This window comes from Amycolatopsis sp. NPDC051716 (genome assembly GCF_040681595.1).
Taxonomy (GTDB): Bacteria; Actinomycetota; Actinomycetes; order Mycobacteriales; family Pseudonocardiaceae; genus Amycolatopsis.
The window spans coordinates 218,807-236,790 of sequence record NZ_JBFAZA010000002.1 but is presented as its reverse complement, the minus strand read 5'-3'; the positions used below and the strand labels follow the sequence as shown (position 1 = coordinate 236,790).

At 72.1% G+C, this 17,984-nt stretch carries 16 protein-coding genes and 1 pseudogene; 7 read left to right on the top strand and 10 right to left on the bottom strand.

Features of this window, described 5'->3' with window-relative positions:
- Window positions 1-11: 11 nt before the first annotated feature.
- The 6 genes from AB0M30_RS03310 to AB0M30_RS03285 all read right to left on the bottom strand — a co-directional run bounded on the left by AB0M30_RS03310 (window position 12) and on the right by AB0M30_RS03285 (window position 8,540).
- Window positions 12-446 (bottom strand): roadblock/LC7 domain-containing protein, encoded by a 435-nt coding sequence (locus AB0M30_RS03310; RefSeq protein ID WP_103343522.1) that lies wholly within the window; start codon window positions 444-446, stop codon window positions 12-14.
- The gene (locus AB0M30_RS03305; RefSeq protein WP_364579224.1) at window positions 443-3,232 is read right to left on the bottom strand and encodes a nitrate- and nitrite sensing domain-containing protein; all 2,790 of its coding nucleotides are present in this window, start codon (window positions 3,230-3,232) and stop codon (window positions 443-445) included. Before AB0M30_RS03305 ends, AB0M30_RS03310 begins: the two co-directional genes overlap by 4 nt.
- A gap of 25 nt (window positions 3,233-3,257) precedes the next feature.
- Window positions 3,258-4,046 carry an ABC transporter ATP-binding protein gene (locus tag AB0M30_RS03300; protein ID WP_364579222.1) on the bottom strand — a complete coding sequence of 263 codons (789 nt, stop codon included), beginning with the start codon at window positions 4,044-4,046 and terminating at the stop codon, window positions 3,258-3,260.
- The gene (locus AB0M30_RS03295; RefSeq protein WP_364579219.1) at window positions 4,043-4,993 is read right to left on the bottom strand and encodes an ABC transporter permease; all 951 of its coding nucleotides are present in this window, start codon (window positions 4,991-4,993) and stop codon (window positions 4,043-4,045) included. The genes AB0M30_RS03300 and AB0M30_RS03295 overlap by 4 nt, the downstream gene beginning before the upstream one ends.
- Complete coding sequence (locus AB0M30_RS03290) at window positions 4,990-6,003, bottom strand: ABC transporter substrate-binding protein (RefSeq protein ID WP_364579216.1); 1,014 nt, start codon at window positions 6,001-6,003, stop codon at window positions 4,990-4,992. The genes AB0M30_RS03295 and AB0M30_RS03290 overlap by 4 nt, the downstream gene beginning before the upstream one ends.
- Window positions 6,004-6,656: 653 nt before the next feature.
- Window positions 6,657-8,540 (bottom strand): glycosyltransferase family 39 protein, encoded by a 1,884-nt coding sequence (locus AB0M30_RS03285; protein WP_364579213.1) that lies wholly within the window; start codon window positions 8,538-8,540, stop codon window positions 6,657-6,659.
- A gap of 84 nt (window positions 8,541-8,624) precedes the next feature.
- On the opposite strand from AB0M30_RS03285, the gene AB0M30_RS03280 reads away from it, so the two are divergent.
- Entirely contained in the window at window positions 8,625-9,239 is a 615-nt protein-coding gene (locus AB0M30_RS03280) for a class I SAM-dependent methyltransferase (RefSeq protein WP_364579210.1), read from the top strand.
- A 14-nt stretch (window positions 9,240-9,253) separates the two neighbouring features.
- Here AB0M30_RS03280 and AB0M30_RS03275 read toward each other — a convergent pair whose 3' ends face one another.
- Both AB0M30_RS03275 and AB0M30_RS03270 read right to left on the bottom strand, forming a co-directional pair.
- The gene (locus AB0M30_RS03275) at window positions 9,254-10,756 is read right to left on the bottom strand and encodes a HAMP domain-containing sensor histidine kinase (RefSeq protein WP_364579209.1); all 1,503 of its coding nucleotides are present in this window, start codon (window positions 10,754-10,756) and stop codon (window positions 9,254-9,256) included.
- Window positions 10,734-11,483 (bottom strand): response regulator transcription factor, encoded by a 750-nt coding sequence (locus AB0M30_RS03270; protein ID WP_364579206.1) that lies wholly within the window; start codon window positions 11,481-11,483, stop codon window positions 10,734-10,736. Before AB0M30_RS03270 ends, AB0M30_RS03275 begins: the two co-directional genes overlap by 23 nt.
- Before the next feature lie 181 nt (window positions 11,484-11,664).
- Between AB0M30_RS03270 and AB0M30_RS03265 the strand changes: the two genes are divergently transcribed.
- The 4 genes from AB0M30_RS03265 (at window position 11,665) to AB0M30_RS03250 (ending at window position 14,775) form a co-directional block, all read left to right on the top strand.
- Window positions 11,665-12,282, top strand: coding sequence for a hypothetical protein (locus tag AB0M30_RS03265; protein WP_364579203.1), 618 nt, complete (start codon window positions 11,665-11,667; stop codon window positions 12,280-12,282).
- 469 nt (window positions 12,283-12,751) lie between these two features.
- Window positions 12,752-13,906, top strand: a complete 1,155-nt coding sequence (locus AB0M30_RS03260; protein WP_364579200.1) for a histidine kinase — start codon at window positions 12,752-12,754, stop codon at window positions 13,904-13,906.
- Window positions 13,903-14,568 carry a response regulator transcription factor gene (locus AB0M30_RS03255; RefSeq protein ID WP_364579198.1) on the top strand — a complete coding sequence of 222 codons (666 nt, stop codon included), beginning with the start codon at window positions 13,903-13,905 and terminating at the stop codon, window positions 14,566-14,568. The genes AB0M30_RS03260 and AB0M30_RS03255 overlap by 4 nt, the downstream gene beginning before the upstream one ends.
- A 9-nt stretch (window positions 14,569-14,577) precedes the next feature.
- The gene (locus AB0M30_RS03250) at window positions 14,578-14,775 is read left to right on the top strand and encodes a hypothetical protein (protein WP_364579195.1); all 198 of its coding nucleotides are present in this window, start codon (window positions 14,578-14,580) and stop codon (window positions 14,773-14,775) included.
- Here AB0M30_RS03250 and AB0M30_RS03245 read toward each other — a convergent pair.
- The gene (locus AB0M30_RS03245; protein ID WP_103343513.1) at window positions 14,765-15,211 is read right to left on the bottom strand and encodes a nitroreductase family deazaflavin-dependent oxidoreductase; all 447 of its coding nucleotides are present in this window, start codon (window positions 15,209-15,211) and stop codon (window positions 14,765-14,767) included. The genes AB0M30_RS03250 and AB0M30_RS03245 overlap by 11 nt on opposite strands.
- Before the next feature lie 126 nt (window positions 15,212-15,337).
- On the opposite strand from AB0M30_RS03245, the gene AB0M30_RS03240 reads away from it, so the two are divergent.
- Entirely contained in the window at window positions 15,338-16,009 is a 672-nt protein-coding gene (locus AB0M30_RS03240) for a TetR/AcrR family transcriptional regulator (RefSeq protein ID WP_103343512.1), read from the top strand.
- 37 nt (window positions 16,010-16,046) lie between these two features.
- A complete protein-coding gene (locus tag AB0M30_RS03235) occupies window positions 16,047-17,570 on the top strand; it encodes a 3-hydroxyacyl-CoA dehydrogenase (protein ID WP_364579192.1) in 1,524 nt (507 codons plus the stop codon).
- 84 nt (window positions 17,571-17,654) lie between these two features.
- On the opposite strand, the pseudogene AB0M30_RS03230 reads toward AB0M30_RS03235, so the two are convergent.
- A pseudogene (locus AB0M30_RS03230) lies at window positions 17,655-17,984 on the bottom strand (sugar dehydrogenase); the annotation flags it as partial.

The window sequence follows — 17,984 nt, the reverse complement described above, 5'->3', positions numbered from 1 at the left end:
CGCGTCGCTCCTCAGCTGCCGACGGTGTTCTTAAGCTCCTCGATGAGCCCGGGCGTCAGAACTTCGGTGGCACGGTTGGCGAACATCGCCATTTCGTAGGCGATCGTGCCCAAGCTGGCCTGCTTGTTGGCCAGCACGCCCAGCGAGCAGCCGATGCTGATCGTGCAGACGAGCAGGTACCCGTACTCGAGTTCGATGATCACCTTGTCGGGTGAACCGAGCGGGTGGCTGTCGGAGACGCCGTGGGCGAGCCCGAGCATGGCGGAGGAGATCGCGGCGAGGCGGTCGGCGTTGGAGCGCTCGAGCTCCGTCGACATCGCGATCAGCAGGCCGTCGGCCGAGACCGCGATGGCGGCTATCGCGCCCGCGGTGTGCTGCGCGAAGCGGCTCACCAGCCAGTTGAAGTTCTGGGCTTCGACACTGACGCCAGGTGCGGGGATGCTCATTTCCTGCTCTCTTCTCCTCGTTCCATCACACGACCGGCGACCACACCTTGGGGCGGGCTGTCTGCCGTCACGTCCTCCGCCTTGGCGAGGCCTGCGGCGAACGCGTCGAACGCCGCTCGTTCGGCCGCCGGGTCCCGCTTGGAGCGGTTGGCGACGGCGCGGGCGAGCGGCCGCCCCGCGGTCTGCTGACGCAGGCCGGGGGCGAGCTGGGCACCGGGGACACGGCGCATCAGGCCGTCGCGCGACTGCGCGGCGGCCGTGAACGGGGCCGTGGCCACCAGCGGCGCGTCCACGGGGACGCGGGCCGGGACAGCTGACACCGGTTCGGGCACGGCGGCGGGCGGCGGGTCGGCCGTCAGCGCGCTGACCTCGGCGGCCTTCGCGAAAGCGCTCGCGAAACCGTCCATCGCCGCCTTCGTCGCTTCCGGGTCGTGCCGCGGCTTGGTGTCGGCCACCGCCGCGGACGTGCCCGGGCTGGGCAGCTGGGCGCCGCGGACCCGGCGGCGCAGGCCGCCTCGCGACTCCGCCGTCGCCGCGGCCGCCGCCACCGGCTCGGGCGCTTCGGCGGCTTCGGCGGGTTCGGCGTCGGGTTCGGCGTCCGGCCACACCGGTTCCAGTTCGCGGAACCAGCGGAAGCCGTTGCCGTGGCCGAGCAGCGCCGGGATCGCCGGCGCCGGCAGTTCGGCGGGCCGGTCGGGGACCGGTTCGGGCGCCGTCGGCCGAAATTCGTCCAAAGAGGACAGAGCAGGCGGTGCGGCGGGGACAGCCGGTGCGATCGGGACGGCCGGCGCGGCGTGCCGCGGCGACGACGCGATCGGCGGCGCGGCCTGCGCCGGGATCAGGGGTGCCTGCTCGGCCTTCGGCCGCAGCTCGGTGCGGTGGCTGAACAGCGACGCCGGGATGGTCAGCCGCGCGGTCACGCCACCGGTGGTCGGCGTCGCGAGCAGCTCGACCCGCAGCTCGTGGCGCCGCGCCAGGCGGCCGACCACGAACAGGCCGAGCACACTGGTCGGCGCGAGCTCCAGGCGCTCGCGCTCGACGAGCCGCCGGTTCTCCTCGCCCAGCTTCTCCGCGGTCATGCCGATGCCGTGGTCGACGATGCTCACCAGGCAGGCACCGTCGGACAGCAGCATGGTGTCGACCTCGACCATCGAGCCCGGCGGCGAGAACGACGTCGCGTTCTCCAGCAGCTCGGCGAACACGAGCACGAGGTCGGCACCGAGGGCCGACGACAGCAGGATTTCGGCGACGACACCGAGCTTGACGCGCTGGTAGTCCTCGATCTCCGCGAGCGCCGAGCGCAGCGCCGTGGACAGCTCGATCGGGCCGGCGATCCGCGTTTCGTCGCGGGTGCCGGACACCACGAGCAGGTTGTCGGCGTTCCGGCGCAGGCGGGTGGAGAGGTGGTCGAGCCGGTAGAGGCTGGCCAGCAGCCGGGTGTCCTGCTCGTTGCGCTCGACCTCGTCGATCAGGGCGAGCTGGCGGCCGACGAGGTTCTGCGTCCGCTTCGCGACGTTCGCGAACATCAGGCTGGTGTTGCGCCGGGTGAGCGCCTGGCGCTCGACCAGCTCGGCCGCGGTGGTCTGGACCCGGTTGAACGCGGCGGCCAGCTTGCCCAGCTCGTCTTCGGAGACGACGTCGATGGTGGCCAGGCGCGGGACCTGCTCCTCGGCCTCCTCGGTGTCGGTCACGCGGACGAGCTCGGTGCCGGCGAGGTCGGCGACCGACGTCGCCGCGGTGGTCAGCTGGCGCAGCGGCCCGGCGATCGAGCGGGACACCGCGACGGCGAGGAAGACGACCAGCAGGAACAGCCCGCCCGCGCCGAGGCCGACCGTCCAGGCCAGCCGGACCGCGCTGTCGGCTCGTCCGGTCGCGGAGTCGGTGATCTCGCTGATCGCCCGCTCCTGCACGAGTTTCCGCTGCCCCGCGTGGCTGTCCGCCGCGGAGAGCACGCTCGAGACGTACTGGGTGGTGCCCGCCGCGTCACGCGGGTTGCCGACCTGGGCGGCGAGGTCGTCGACGCGCCGGCCGGCGTCGCTCTGCTCGACGTGGACGACCTGGGCGGCGCGCTCGCTGTCGTCACCGTCGTCGCCCTGCTTGACGAACCGGTCGACGAAGATCGGCGCCTGCTGGGTCGCGTCGTCCAGGATGGGCCGGCCGGCCGCCGGCGACACCGCGGTCACGATGAGGGCCATCGCGCGCAGCGAGTTCTCCTCGTTCGCCCGCAGCAGCGCGTCCAGGGCCGTCAGCTCCCGCGTGCCCTCGGCGTCACTGGTGAGCTGCGGGACCAGGCGCAGTGAATCGATTACCGCGTCGACCACGGCGTTGTAGGTACGGGCGACGCTGTCGAGCGCGACGCCGCGGCGGGCGGCGTTCTGCCGCAGCTCGCCGAGCGAGCCGATCCGGGTCAGCGCCGCGGAAAGCTCGTCGGGAGCGTCGGCCCCCAGCGCGGCACGGACGTCGGCGACCGTGCTGTCGACCACCTTCTGCTGCTGGACCATCTGGTCGGGGCTCGCCGACGGCGTCGCCACGAACGCGGCCGTCAGCAGCCGCTCGCGCTGCAGCTGCCACATCAACCCGCCGAGCTGCTGCGCGTGCCGCGCCACCGTCGCCGACTGCGCCGCCGCACCGGCGCTGTTCGCCTGCGTAAGCACGAACGGCACCGACACCAGCACCACCGCGACCAGCGGAGGCAGGAGCAGCAGGTTCAGCTTGCCGCGGATCCCGAGCCGGGCGAGAAAACCCCCGCCACCGGCCCGTTTCGCGACCGGCCTGCCGTGTCTCATCCCGCCACCTTCCCGTCTTCCGTTCTCACTCGACCGCGGCCACCCGGCTCACGTGGCCCCGGTGCTGCTCCCGGACCAGATCCTCGATCCGGGCGCGCAGCGCGAGGAACCCCGGTTCGCGCTTCACCGCCAGGTCGCGCTCGGCGGGCAGCGCCACCTCGACGTCGGCGGCGATCCGGCCCGGGTCGGAGGCGAGCACCACCACCCGGCCGCCCAGGAAGACCGCTTCCTCGACGTCGTGGGTGACCATCAGCACCGTGGTGCCGGTGTCGGCCCACACCTGGCGGATCAGCACCTGCATGTCCTCTTTGGTCTGGACGTCCAGCGCGCCGAAGGGTTCGTCCAGCAGCAGAACTTCCGGTTCGCACGCCAGGGCCCGCGCGATCGCGACCCGCTGCTTCTGGCCCCCGGAAAGCTGCTTCGGCAGCGACTTCCGCACGGCTTCGAGCCCGGTCTCGGCCAGGTACCAGTCGATGCGCTTGGCCCGCTCGACCGGATCCAGGGCGAGCAGCTCGAGTCCGAACGCGACGTTCTTCTCGACGCTGCGCCACGGGTACAGCGCGCCGGCCTGGAAGACGAGCCCCCGGTCCGGCCCGGGCCCGGTCACCGGGACGCCGTCGAGCACGATCTCGCCCTCGGTCGGCCGGCTGAGCCCGGCCACCAGCGACAACAGCGTCGACTTGCCCGAGCCGCTCGCGCCGACGACGCAGACGAACTCGCCGCGCAGCACTTCGAGGTCGACGCCGTCGAGCGCGCGCGTGGTCTTGCCGCGGACGGTGTAGTCCTTGGCGACGTTCCGCAGTTCCAGCGTCATGCCGCCCACTTCCCGACCCGCGTGCGCAGCAGGCGCAGCAGGACGTCGATGGCGAGCCCGGCGATCCCGATGACCACGAGCACCGCGAAGATCTTGTCGGTCTGCAGGAATCGCTGCGCGCGGACGATCCGGTAGCCGAGGCCCGCCGACGAGTTGATCAGCTCGGCGACGACCACGAAGTTCCACGCCGCGGCGGCGTTGACCCGGATCGCGTCGATCATGCCCGGCAGCGAGTGCGGCACGACGATCTTGCGCAGCACCTCGCCGCGGCGCGCGCCGAGCGTGTAGGAGACGTCGATGAGCGAGTCCGGCACGCCGCGGACGACGTCGGCGGTCATCAGCGTGTTGAAGAAGACCGTGCCGATGAAGAGGATGGCGATCTTCGACGGCTCGCCGAGGCCGAGCCAGATGATCAGCAGCGGGATGAACGCGCTCGCCGGCAGGTAGCGCAGCAGCCCGATCAGCGGCTCGAAGAACGCCTGCCCCGCGGCGAAGGAGCCCATCAGGATGCCGAGCGGCACGGAGACGAGCACGGCGAGGCCGAAGCCTTCGAGCACCCGCAGGGTGGTCGTCCAGAGGTCGTCGAAGAGCTCACCGGTGCCGGCCATGTCCACCCCGGCCTTGAGCACCGCGACCGGCGACGGCAGGAACGTCGAGTCGACCGCACCGCTGATGCCGAGCACCACCCACGCGATGAACGGGATGGCGAACGACAGCACCGCGAGCGTCCACCGGGACGCCGCGGAAATGGGCGTGCGCAAGGAGAACAGCGGCGAAGCGGACGGCTTCAGCCCGGCCCGGCGGGGCAGCGGCGACCAGTCCGGCCGTCCGCCGCCCGCCCGGCCGGCCTCCTGCTGCTCGGCGAGCCGCTGCTCCGCCTCCTGCGCCTCGGCGGCCCGCGCCTCGGCCGTGCTCGCCGAGGTGGTGCGCTGGGTCGGACCGCTCACTGGGGGGCGGCCTTCACGAACTGGTCGTCGAACAGGCCGTCGAGCGAGGGCCGCTGCTGGGCGAGACCGGTGCCGACGATGAAGTCGATGATCTTGTTCGCCTGGAAGTCGAGGTGCTGCGCGGTGACACCCGGGGTGAACGCGTCGATGTTCTGCTGGCGCGTGAAGATCGTGGTGCCGGCGTCGTAGGACTTGTAGTCCGCATCGGACACGCCACCGCGCTTGGCCATGATCTTCACGGCCGCGTCCTTGTTGTTCTTGATCCAGGTCAGCGTCTCGAACCAGGTGTTGACCAGCGCCTGCACGTCCTTGGGGTGGTCCTTGACCAGCTTCTGCGACGTCACGAGGTGGTCCGGGATGGCGCCGGGGAATTCGGCCGACGTCGAGATCGCGCGGCTGCCCGCGCGCTCCAGCGCCGTCGAGGTGAACGGCGCGAACGCGGCGACCGCGTCGACCTGGCCGCTCTTGAACGCGGCCGCGGCGGCGTCGGTCGGGAGGTTGACGAGCTGGATGTCCTTTTCGGTCAGGTTCGCCGACTGCAGCGCGAGCAGCAGCAGGTAGTGGTCGACCGCGCCCTGCTCGACGGCGACCTTCTTGCCCTTGAGGTCGGCGATGCTGGTGATCCCGTCCCGGGCGATGACCTTGTCGTTGCCGGTGGAGTTGTCGTTCACCAGCACGATCGACAGCTTGGCGCCGCCGGAGACCGACGACAGGGTGTCGTTGAGGGTCTGGCTGTTGGCGTCGATGGCCCCGCTGGACAGCGCGTTGATGCTGTCGGTGTAGTTGTCGAAGTACTTGAGGTCGACGTTGACGCCGTTCTTGGCGAACAGGCCCTGTTCCTGCGCCACCTGCCAGGGGAACCAGCCCGGCCAGGCACTGAACCCGATGGTGACCTTGTTGCCGCTGCCGGAGGCGGAGCTGTCGCTGCACCCCGAAAGCGCGGTGACCCCGGCGAGGGTCAGCAAAGTCAGGAGCACCGTCAGCAGACGGGGGCGAGGACGGGAAATCACAACGAGACTCCAGGATGCGGGGGAAGTGGAGTGGTGCCGTACCAAAGGGGGAATTGCGGTACTCGGGGCTACCGGCGGTGACGACGGGAAGGGGGATCTCGTCGAGCTGCGCTACCGCGCACGGTCATCGCTGCTCACTTCCGGCCGCACCTGATCGGGTCATCGCGAGAGAACGCGGACAGGAAGCACCTACGCTCAGTGAATTCCCGGCACGCAGCGCACCGGATCAGCCACCCCTGTCCCTCTCCCGGCGGAGAGCCTAGCGAGTAGCACAAGATCCCCACAACGTCCGCCAGTTCAGCCGAACGAGTGACCGCCAGCTGGGCTAACCAGCATGGATTCGCGGGTTTCAAGATCAACTTTTCGGGTGTTTCTGTCGGCCGCCCGGTCAATTCACGCGCGTGCGCGTGCGGGGATCGTGTGCAACTGCACGACCGATCACCCCTAGTCGTTACCGAGGCGGCGAGGAATGCCGAGATCATCACCGAGAGCGAGCCGGCAGTTCCGAACGATCGTTCGGAATCGGCCGGCCGCCATCCCGGAAATCGAACACCTGTCCGCATCGGCCGATACCGCACCGGCCCGGGATACGCCGAATGATTCCCGGACTGTTAACACGCTGGAAACAATTCCACTCGGCGGCGGAATTTCGATCAACCGACAGATTTAGTCAGGTCGTAAACGGTCGTGCCGCCCACCGAGAGCGGCGCGAAGTTCTGCTCGACCCAGGCCTGGATCTCCCCGGCGGTCCCGCGGCCGCCGCCGAAGCCCCCGCGACCACCGGCGACGTAGTAGTGGATGTCGCCGTCGGCGACGTACTGCCGGAACTGCGGCAGCGTCGGCGCCGGGTCGCTGCCGCTGAAGCCGCCGATCGCGAGCACCGGCCGTCCGCTCGCCAGTGCCAGGCCCGCCGACTGCATCGCGCCGCTCTGCGCCGCGGCCCACTTCGTCGTCGTGCCCTTCACCAGGTCGATCACCGCGGTGTCGGTCTCCCCCGCCCCGAAGCCGCGCTGGCCGAAGCCACGTCCACTCGCGACGGACGGCCCGGACGACGGCGTCCCGCCGGCGTGCGCGGTCGCGGCCGTCGCCAGCGTGAAGGACGCCGTCCCGAGCAGCGCGCCGCACAGGCCGAGCACGGCCACGACCGGGCCGAGCCGCCGGAAGCGGTCGGCGCCGAAGAGCAGGCCCCCGACGGCGGCGGCGCCGGAGACGAGGAGCGCGTAGCGGATCCACGGCTGCCAGTCCGGCGTCCGCGCGAGGAGGACGAACGCCCACACCGCCGTCACCGCGAGCATGACGGCGAGCACCGCGCGAGCCGCGAAGTTCGCCCGGCCGCGCCAGAGCTCGCGCGCCGAAATCGCCAGCGTCGCGACGATCCCGGGGGCCAGGGCGACCGTGTAGTACGGGTGGATGATGCCGCTCATGGTGCTGAACACCAGCGCGGTGACCACCAGCCAGCCACCCCACAGCAGCAGCGCCGCCCGCGTGCGGTCGGTGCGCGGCGCGCGGCGGGTGAACCACAAGCCGGCGACCAGCCCGATGACGGCGGCGGGCAGCAGCCACGACGCTTCGCCGCCGAATTCGCCGGAGAACAACCGGGTCAGGCCGGCCTGGCCGCCGAAGCCGCCGCCGAAACCACCCCGGGCACCGGTGGGCAGCTCCAGCCCGGCGGGCGGCGTGCCCGCCCGGCCGCCGCGCCCTTCGCCGAAGATCCGGCCGAGGCCGTTGTAGCCGAAAGCCAGTTCCAGCACCGTGTTGTCGGTCGAGCCGCTGATGTAGGGCCGGTCCGCGACCGGCCAGAGCGCGACGGCCGCGATCCACCAGCCGGCGGAGACGAGCACCGCGCCCGCCGCGGCGAACAGCTGGGCGATCCGTCGGCCCAGCGACGTCGGCGCCGCGACGGCGTACACCAGCACGAACGCGGGCAGCACGAGGAAGGCCTGCAGCATCTTGTCGAGGAACCCGAAGCCGATCGCGACCCCGGCGAGCACCAGCCACTTCGTGCTCGCGTGCTCCAGCGCCCGCACCACGCAGTAGGCCCCGGCGACCAGCAGCAGCACGAGGAAGGCATCGGGGTTGTCGTAGCGGAACATGAGCGCGGCGACCGGCGTCAGTGCGAGCCCGGCCCCGGCCAGCAGCCCGGCGCCGGGTCCCGAGAGCCGTCGCACGGCGAGGTAGAGCAATCCGACGGACGCGACCCCGGCGAGCGCGTTCGGCACCAGCAGGCTCCAGCTGGAGAAACCGAAGAGCCGGCCGGACAGTCCCATGATCCACAGCGAAAACGGCGGTTTGTCGACGGTGACGACGTTGCCCGGATCGAGCGAACCGAAGAACAGCGCCTTCCAGCTCCACGTGCCGGCCTGCGCGGCCATCGCGTAGAAGTCGTTGGCCCAGCCGGTTTTCGCCAGGTCCCACAGGTAGAGCAGCGCGGTCCCGGCCAGCAGCGCGGTCACGGAAGGGTTGACCCACCGCGGTTTCCGGACCGGAGCGGGCGGCTGGGGCTGGGCGTGTTCGGGCGCCGACAGCGTGGTCGTCATGGCGTTCACCGTGTCGGCGCCGGATGTGGTGAACTTGTGGCGAAGCTGTGCGTCAGCTGTGCATCGGCATCGGACGGGTGAGGCATGTCGGAGAACGGGACAGCGGAGTACGCGGGCGAAACCGGCTTGCCCGAGCTGGTGCGCCGCGCCGTGCGGGCGGCCGGGCGCGCGGGTTTCGGCTGCTCCTGCCGTCCCGCCCAGGGCCGATTGCTACACCTGCTCGCCGGCGGTGTGGCGGGTGGCACGATCGGCGAAACCGGAACCGGCTTCGGAGTGGGGCTGGCCTGGCTCGCCGCCGGGGCCGGCCCGGGCACCGCGCTGGTCGGCATCGAGCGGGACCGGGAGCGGCACGCGGCCGCGGCGGAGGTGTTCGCCGGCGAACCGGCCGTGACGCTCCTGCGGGGCGACTGGACCGAGCTGGCCGCGGCGGGACCGTTCGACCTGCTCGTGCTGGACGGTGGCGGCCAGGGCAAGGGCTCCGGACCGCCACTGGAACCGCACCGGTGGCTGCGGCCGGGCGGCTGCCTCGTCGTCGACGACTTCACGCCGATGTCCTCCTGGCCGCCGACGTTCCGGGGCGAGCCGGACGAAGCACGGCTGCACTGGCTGCGGCACCCGGAACTGCTGGCGACCGAGCTGCGGCTGGCTCCGGACCTCGCGACGGTCGTGGCCACTTACCCCGGCCACGTCGGAACATGACCGGTGGCGGCCCGCTACCCCGGCGCTTCCGGGAAGGTGATCTCGAACTCCGTCCGCCCCGGCCGGCTCTGCACCCCGACCCGCCCACCGTGCGCCGCCACCACCGCGGCCACGATGGCCAGCCCGAGCCCGGTGCTCCCCGCCGCGCGGGACCGTGAATTGTCGCCGCGGGCGAAGCGCTCGAAGATGTCCGGGAGGATTTCCGGGGAGATGCCCGGGCCGTCGTCGGCCACCCGGAGCCGGACGATTCCGTCCGATGTGGACAGTGTGGTCGTCACCGTCGTGCCCGGTGGGGTGTGCGTGCGCGCGTTGGCGAGGACGTTGATCACCACCTGGTGCAGCTGGCCCGCGTCGCCGCGGACGCCGATCGGTTCGCCGGGGACGTCCATCAGCCACTTGTGGTCCGGGCCCGCGACGTGCGCGTCCGCGACCGCGTCGGCCACCAGGCGGCACAGGTCCACCCACTCGTGCACCACCGGGCGGCCGGAATCCAGGCGGGCGAGCAGCAGCAGGTCCTCCACCAGCGTCGTCATCCGGCGTGATTCGGACTCGACGCGGCTCATCGCGAACGCGACGTCCGGGGGCACCTGCTCGCCGCCGCGGCGGGTCAGCTCGGCGTAGCCGCGGATCGCCGCCAGCGGGGTGCGCAGCTCGTGGCTCGCGTCCGCGACGAACTGGCGGACGCGGTTCTCGCTCGCGTGCCGCGCGGTCAGCGCGTTCGCGACGTGCTGCAGCATCCGGTTCAGCGCCGAGCCGACCTTGCCGACCTCGGTGTTCGGGTCGGTGTCGGCCTCCGGGACGCGCTCGGACAGCGCCACTTCGCCGCGGTCCAGCGGCAGTTCGGAGACGCGCGTCGCGGTCGCGGCCAGCCGGTCGAGCGGTTGCATCGTGCGCCGGATCGTCGCCGCGCCGACCGCGCCCGCCACCAGGATCCCGGCGAGCGCGACCCCGCCGAGGATGAACCCGAGCTGCCAGAGCGTCTCGTTGACGTCCTTCAGTGGCAGGCCGATGACCGTCTTTTCGCCGCGGGGCGACGTCGTCGAGACGACGCGGTACTCGCCGAGGGAGCCGCCGAGGTCGACGCTGTGCTGCTTCCCGTCGGACGGCACCTCGAGCAGGGTCAGCACCTGCGCCTTCGGGATGTCCTTGAACGGCGCCTTGCGCCTCGACACCCCGGCCGCGCTCGAGTCGAGCACCCCGGCGGAGGCCTTCGAGCCGACCTGGACCACGGCGAGGGTGCCCTCGCCCTGGCCGAGCACCCGCAGCGGGTCCGGTGGCGGCGCTTCGCCGTAGGGCCACGGCGGCGGGCGTTCGAGGCCGTGCGCGGCACGCTCGCTCGCCGCGGCCAGCCGCTTGTCCTGCTGGCCGACGAGGAACTCGCTCAGCGCGAACTCGGTGACCACGCCGACGACCAGGCACACCAGGGCGAGCAGCGCGGCGAGCTGGACGATCAGCCGCCGTCGCAGCGACCACGGCCGGCGGACGCGCTTCGGTTCAGCCTGCCGGTTTGAGGACATACCCGGCGCCCCGCATGGTGTGGATCATCGGCTCGCGGTCGGCGTCGATCTTCTTGCGCAGGTAGGAGATGTAGAGCTCGACGATGTTGGCCTGGCCGCCGAAGTCGTAGCTCCACACGCGGTCCAGGATCTGGGCCTTCGACAGCACGCGCTTCGGGTTGCGCATGAGGTAGCGCAGCAGCTCGAACTCGGTCGCGGTGAGCGGCACCAGGTCGCCGCCGCGGTGCACCTCGCGGCTGTCCTCGTCCAGGGTGAGGTCGCCGACGACCAGCTGCGACCCGCTCGCGCCGGTCACCCCGCCGGCGCGGCGCAGCAGCGCGCGCAGCCGCAGCGCGACCTCTTCGAGGCTGAACGGCTTGGTGACGTAGTCGTCGCCGCCCGCGGTGAGCCCGGCGATGCGGTCCTCGACCGCGTCCTTCGCCGTCAGGAACAGCACCGGCAGGTGGGGCGCCTCGGACCGCATCCGGCGCAGCACTTCGAGGCCGCTGAAGTCGGGGAGCATGACGTCGAGGACGACGGCGTCGGGGCGGAATTCGCGCGCGATCCGGACCGCTTCGGTGCCGTCGCCCGCGCTGCGCACCTCCCAGCCCTCCATCCGCAGGGCCATCGAGACGAGCTCGGCCAGCGTCGCCTCGTCGTCGACGACGAGCACCCGCACCGGGCTCCCGTCGGCGCGGCGGAGGTCGGCCTTGCCAGCGCCGGGTGACGTGGCGTTCATAGCGGTCATAGTGCCACCTTCCCGGCCCGGCGTCGGTGTTCGCTGTGCGGTGGCTGTGCATTTGCTGTGAAGGTTCGCGCTTTCGTGGCTGCTTTCGAGGCACAGCACCCGCTGACGTTCCGCACAGCTCAAACACAGCCGAGGCGGCGAACCTGAGCGGGACCAGTGCGGGCACCCCCGGAGGGACACGATGACGACCGAGCCGATGCCGAACACCCAGCCCGAGGGCACCAATTGGGGCGATCCGGCCCCGGCGGCGCCGAAGAAGGGCTGGTCCGGCAAGAAGACGGCGATCGCGGCGGGCATCGCCGTGGTGATCGCGGCGGGCGGCGGCGCGGCGATCTGGGCGGGCACCAGCAGCGCCGACAACACGGCCCAGGGCCCCGGCGGCTTCGGCGGCCCGGGCGGTCCAGGCGGTCCGGGCGGCGGCCAGTTCCGCGGCCAGGGCATGCCGGGAGGCGGTTTCGGCGGCGGAATGGCGGCAATGCGCGACGCCCTCCACGGCGACTTCGTGGTGTCGAACGGCAACGGTGGTTACACGACCGAGCGCCTGCAGACGGGCGACGTCACCGAGCTGAGCGCCACATCGGTCACGCTGACCAGCAAGGACGGCTACAAGCAGACGTACACGCTCGACTCGTCGACCCAGAAGACGGGCGACGTGAAGACGGGCGACACGAACGTGACGGTGGTGGCAAAGGTGGACGGCCAGACGGCGACGGCAACGTCCCTGGGCAAGGGCTTCGAGCCGGGCCAGCGCCAGCCGGGCCAGCGCCGCGGAGGATATTCGACCCGCCCGACGAGCTGACCCGCGCCCGGCGGCAAGACCCGGCCGGGCGGCTGGGCGGCCGGGCGCTCGCCATTCCCGGCGAGCTGGCCCATGGCCAGGCGAGGTGATCCGCCCCAGCGCGCCAACCGGCGCTCGGGCGGGCTGGCGGCTGGCGGCTGGCGGCTGGCGGCTGGCGGCTGGCGGCTGGCGGCTGGCGGCTGGCGGCTGGCGGCTGGCGGCTGGCGGCTGGCGGCTGAGCGACCAAACCCGTCCGGCGACCCAGCCCGCAGCCGGGTCGCCTGCGGCCTGAACCCAGCGCGCTGATCCGCAGCCAAGCCGGCCGCCCGCTCCGCCCGCGCCACCTGGCGCGCACCCGCAGCGAGGGGCACCCACCCGACCCCAGCCACCACCCCACCGACCAGGGAACGCCCCGCTGCCGCGTACCCCTCCACGCCGCATCGGGGCGTTTCCGTCCCTCCCGCCCACCCGTTAAGGCAGAGTTGCGGGTGTGCAGGACATCCGGGGGTCGCTGAGACGGCAGTCGCTGCTGGTCGCGCTCGTCTGCGTGGTCTGCGACGCCGCCCTCTTCACCCTTCGCGGCCCTCTCGGCGAGGCCGGGTGGCGGGCCTGGGTCGTGCTGCTCGGCGGGGTCGCCGTCAACGCCGCCCTCGCCGGGGCCGCGCGGTACTCCGGCTGGGTCGCCCTCGCCCACGCCGTGCTCTTCGTCGGTGCGCCACTGCTGCTCTGCACCTGTCACGGGTACGTCACCGGCAACAACGCCGGGATCCTCATCGCCGGCTACCGGGCCGGGGCCTGGCTGCGGCCGCGGCCCGCCGTGCTCGCGCTCGGTGCCCTGGTCGCCGGGGTCACCGCCGGCTGCATCGCCGGCGGCGGGCGCACCGCCTCCGACTGGCGGCTCGTCGCCATCAACGTCAGCGTCTCCGCGCTGCTGCCGTGGCTGGTCGGCCGGTACACGACCGCCCGGCGCGCCTACATCGCCGACCTGGAACGGGAAGCCGACGAACGTCGCCAACACGAAGAAGAAGCCATCAAACGGGCCGTCCTCGAGGAACGCACCACCATCGCGCGCGACCTGCACGACGTCATCTCCCACCACGTCAGCGCCATCGGCGTGCACGCCGGCGCCGCCCGGCTCGGCCTCCCCGACGGCGCCGAACCGGCGCGGAAGTCGCTCGGCGCCGTCGAGTCGGCGAGCCGCTCGGCGATGGCCGACCTGCGCCGGCTGCTCGACCTGCTGCACGCCGAGACCGACGTCGAACAGCCCGGCCTGGACAACCTCGGCGAGCTGGTCGAAACCGTCCGCGCGGCCGGCCTGCCGACCCGGCTGACGCTGCGCGGCGAGGCCCGCGAACTGCCCGGCTCGCTCGACGTCGCGCTCTACCGGATCGCCCAGGAAGCCCTCACCAACGCCCTGCGCCACGGCCAGGGCCCGGTCGAGGTCGAGCTGAACCACGGCCGCACCGAGGTCGTGCTCACGGTGACCAACGGCCTGCGCGCGGACCGGACGGCCGAGGGCGAGCACGCGCACCGCGGCCTGGCGGGCATCCGCCAGCGCGTCACCCTGTTCGGCGGCCAAGTCTCCTACGGCGAGGCCGCCGGGCTCTGGCAGCTGCGCACGACCTTCCCGGTGGAGAGCACATGATCCGCGTCCTGCTGGCCGACGACCACGCGATGTTCCGCTCCGGGATGCGCGCGCTGCTCGACACCCAGCCCGACTTCACCTGCGTCGGCGAGGCGTCCGACGGCCGCGAAGCCGTCACCGAGACCGCTCGCCTGCGCCCGGACGTCGCCGTCCTCGACGTCCGGATGCCCCGCCTCGACGGCCTCGCCGCGACCGAGGCGATCCTGGCCGCGCCCGGCAACGACACGCGCGTCCTCGTGCTCACGACCTACGACGCCGACGAGTACGTCTACCGCGCGCTGCGGGCCGGCGCGAGCGGGTTCCTGCTGAAGAGCCTGGCGCCGGAGGAGCTCGTCGCGGCGATGCGGGTGGCCGCCCGCGGCGACGCGCTGATCGATCCGTCGGTGACGCGGCGGCTGGTCGCGAAGTTCGCGGCGGTCCTCGAACCGGCGGCCGCCGAACCCCCGGAGCTGGCCCGGCTGACCTCCCGCGAACGCGAGGTGCTGCTGCTGCTCGCCGGCGCCTGCAGCAACGCCGAGATCGCGCGGAAGCTGCACGTCGGCGAGGAAACGGTCAAAACGCACGTGTCCCGCGTGCTGAGCAAGCTCGGGCTGCCCGACCGGGTGCACGCCGTCGTCTACGCCTACCGCCACAAACTCGTCCCGGACGAGCGACCCGCCTAAGCTGGGCCAATGAAGCGGTGGATCACCCTCTCGGCCGGGATCGTGCTCGTGCTCGTCGGCGCCGTCTGGGTGCTGCAGGGCATCGGCGTCATCACCGGCAGCTTCATGACCGGCCAGAAGCTGTGGTTCCTCATCGGGCTCGCCGCGTTCCTGGTCGGCGTGGTCCTGATCGCGGCCAACTTCACGCGGCGCAAATCTACTTCGTGAAGATCTCGAAAATCGGGTAGCCCGGCGCGATCTCGCGCAGCTTCTCGTCCGAGGCCTTGGCGTCGACGCCGTCGAAGAACACGCCGACCTCGAACTTCCAGCGCTTGAGGTAGGCGCGCAGGATGCCCGGCTTCTCGTCGTGGGCCAGCTCGCGGAAGGTGAACGCCTCGACCCGGCGCCCGACGCGCAGCGTGCCCTGACCGGCCGCCCGCAGGTTGCGCACCCACTGCGTCTCGCCACGCGGGGCGACGAGGTAGCGGACGCCGTCGATGGTCAGCAGGTTGACCGGCACCGACCGCGGTTCGCCGCTCTTGCGGCCGACCACCGTCAGCACGCGGCTGCCCCAGACGCTCACGCCCAGGTTGGTCAGCTTCGCGACCAGCTCGTTGAACGCGTTGGTCGACTTCTTCGGCTTGATGTAGCGGGTCTCGGTCATGGTGTCCTCCGAAGCTTTGGAGAGCAGTGCTCTCGGTTAAGAGCAGTGAACATCAGAGCGCCGCACTCTGTCAAGAGCACTGCTCTCTGTTTTGTGCAGCGCTCTCGTCATGGCACACTGATCACCATGACCGCCACCCGCACCGCACGCGAACGTGCCCGCGCCGAACTGACCCAGGAGATCAAGGACGAAGCCCGCCGCCAGCTCGCCGAGGTCGGCGCGCACGGGCTTTCGCTGCGCGCGGTGGCCCGGGAGCTGGGCATGGTGTCGTCCGCGATCTACCGGTACTTCCCGAGCCGCGACCGGCTGCTGACCGACCTGATCGTCGACGCCTACAACGCGATCGGCGAAGCGGCCGAGAAGGCGGACCCGGGCACCGGCGACCTGCGCGAGCGCTGGCTGGCGATCTGGCAGGGCACGCGCGACTGGGCCCGCGCCCACCCCCACGAGTACGCGCTGATCTACGGCTCCCCGATCCCCGGCTACGCGGCGCCGCAGGAGACCGTCGTGCCGGCCGCCCGCGTCGCGCTCGCCCTGGTCAACGTGCTCACGCACACCGAGCTGCGCGACATCGACGGCGAAGTCCCGCCCGAGCTGCGCGCCCAGGCCGAGTCGCTCACGAAGGTCCTCGGGATCATCGCCGGGCCCGAAACCGTGGCCCGGCTGCTGATGGCCTGGACCCAGCTGTTCGGCGCGATCAGCTTCGACCTGTTCGGCCAGTACGTCGGCAGCGTCGACCCGGCCGACGCGTTCTTCGCTCACTCGGCGAGGCGGATGGCGGAGTTCGTCGGCCTCTAGGCTGGGGCGGGAGTCCAACGGCGGAAGGCGGCACGACGTGACGGGGTGGGCCGGGAAGGTCGGCAGGATCCGGGTGATCGGCACCGGGGTGATGGGCCGCGGGATCGTGCAGCTGGCCGCGACCGCGGGGGTGACCGTCGAGCTGGCCGACGTCCGGCGCGAGGCCGTCGCCGAGGCGATCGAGTACGTCGGCGGGATGGTCGACAAGCTCGCCGGCAAGGGCAAGCTGAGCGAGGACGCCCAGGCCGTGAAGGACCGGCTGGTCGCGGTGGACTCGCCCGACGCGCCCGCGGACGGTGTCGACCTCGTCGTCGAAGCCGTCCGGGAGGACCTCGCGACGAAACGCGCCCTGTTCGCGAGCCTCGAGCGCGTCTGTCCACAAGAGACGGTCTTCGCGACGAACACGAGTTCGCTCTCGGTCACCGAGATCGCCGCCGAGCTGGCCGACCCCGGCCGGCTCGTCGGCCTGCACTTCTTCAACCCGGTGCCGCTGATGCGCCTGGTCGAGGTGGTCCCCGGCGCGCGCACGCACGGCTGGTTGCCGGGCGAAGCACTCGAACTGGTCAAGAGCTGGGGCCACGAGCCGGTGCTCGCGAAGGACGCGCCCGGTTTCCTGGTCAACCACGCCGGCCGCGGCCTCAACACCGAGGCGCTGCAGATCCTCGCCGAGGCGCTGGCCGGGCCCGCTGACGTCGACCGGATCGCCCGGGACGTGCTCGGCCTGAAGCTCGGCCCGTTCGAGCTGCTCGACCTCACCGGCCTCGACGTCTCGCACGCCGTCCTCGAAAGCATCTGGAGCGGCTTCCACGGCGACCCGCGGCTGCGGCCGTCGTGGCTGACCCGGCCGCGCGTGGCCGCCGGCTTGTTCGGCCGGAAGAACGGCGAAGGCTTCTACACCTACACCGACGGCAAGCAGCAGGTCACCGACGAGCCCGCCGCCCCGCCGAAGCCGACGAGCCCGGTGTTCACCGCGGACGAGCACCTCGCCCGCGCGCTGTCGTCCGCGGGCGTGCAGGTGGTGTCCGACGCCTACCCGGACGCGGTCCTGCTCGTGCCGCTCTACGGGGAATCCACAGTGGACGCCGCGGTCCGCGCCGGGCTACCGCCGGCCCGCGTCGCCGGCGTCGATCCGCTGGGTGGTTACGAACGCCGGCTGACGATGTCGGTGCACCCCGGGCTCGACCCGGCCGCCGGCCGCGCCGCGTGGGGCGCGCTGGCCGCGACCGGCCACCCGGTGACCGTCGTCCGCGACGGGCCCGCCCCGATCGCGCAGCGCCTGCTGGCGTCGATCGTCAACACGGCTTGTTTCATCGCGGGCCAGCAGCTGGCCACGCCGGCGGACATCGACACCGCGGTCCGCCTCGGCCTCGGCTACCCGCGCGGCCCGCTGGCCTGGGGCGACCTCGTCGGCGGCGACGTGGTGCTGCGCATCCTGCGCGGCCTCACCGCGGCCACCGGCGACCCCCGCTACCGGCCGAGCCCGTGGCTCACCGAGCGCGTCGCCCTCGGCCTGCCGCTGACGGCACCCGGGACGACACCTGCCGGGCTAAGTCAGTCCTAAGAGGACGCCTCCGGCCGGACGTCCGCTGACCCGCCGACCGATCAGGCGGTCAGCACGGCCGCCGCCGGAAATCTTCGTGGCGGGTCACCAGTGGTGGTCCCGGGCCCCGGCGGCGGAGGTGTAGGTGAGGTAGCCGCCCTCGAAGTCGCTGCGGTAGCCCCCGTTCGTCACGTACTCGTCCGACTTCGGGTAGTGCAGGTAGGAGTACTCCCAGCCGAGCGCGGCCCAGCGCTTCCGGATTTCGCCCTTCACCATGTGCGCGCCGGTGGTTCCCGTGTAGTAGATCGAGCCGCCGCCGGTGAAGTGGTTGTAGCGGCCGCGGCCGTCCGGTGTGCCCAGCTCGTCAGTGGTCGGATAGCCGAGACCACGCTCGTAATCCAGCTCGGCCCACTTCTTCCGGATCTCCCCGTAGAT

Coding starts and splice junctions, on each gene's coding strand:
- AB0M30_RS03310 (WP_103343522.1), bottom strand. CDS start 446: ATGAGCATCCCCGCACCTGGCGTCAGTGTCGAAGCCCAGAACTTCAAC.
- AB0M30_RS03305 (WP_364579224.1), bottom strand. CDS start 3,232: ATGAGACACGGCAGGCCGGTCGCGAAACGGGCCGGTGGCGGGGGTTTT.
- AB0M30_RS03300 (WP_364579222.1), bottom strand. CDS start 4,046: ATGACGCTGGAACTGCGGAACGTCGCCAAGGACTACACCGTCCGCGGC.
- AB0M30_RS03285 (WP_364579213.1), bottom strand. CDS start 8,540: ATGACGACCACGCTGTCGGCGCCCGAACACGCCCAGCCCCAGCCGCCC.
- AB0M30_RS03280 (WP_364579210.1), top strand. CDS start 8,625: ATGTCGGAGAACGGGACAGCGGAGTACGCGGGCGAAACCGGCTTGCCC.
- AB0M30_RS03275 (WP_364579209.1), bottom strand. CDS start 10,756: ATGTCCTCAAACCGGCAGGCTGAACCGAAGCGCGTCCGCCGGCCGTGG.
- AB0M30_RS03270 (WP_364579206.1), bottom strand. CDS start 11,483: ATGACCGCTATGAACGCCACGTCACCCGGCGCTGGCAAGGCCGACCTC.
- AB0M30_RS03265 (WP_364579203.1), top strand. CDS start 11,665: ATGACGACCGAGCCGATGCCGAACACCCAGCCCGAGGGCACCAATTGG.
- AB0M30_RS03255 (WP_364579198.1), top strand. CDS start 13,903: ATGATCCGCGTCCTGCTGGCCGACGACCACGCGATGTTCCGCTCCGGG.
- AB0M30_RS03250 (WP_364579195.1), top strand. CDS start 14,578: ATGAAGCGGTGGATCACCCTCTCGGCCGGGATCGTGCTCGTGCTCGTC.
- AB0M30_RS03245 (WP_103343513.1), bottom strand. CDS start 15,211: ATGACCGAGACCCGCTACATCAAGCCGAAGAAGTCGACCAACGCGTTC.
- AB0M30_RS03240 (WP_103343512.1), top strand. CDS start 15,338: ATGACCGCCACCCGCACCGCACGCGAACGTGCCCGCGCCGAACTGACC.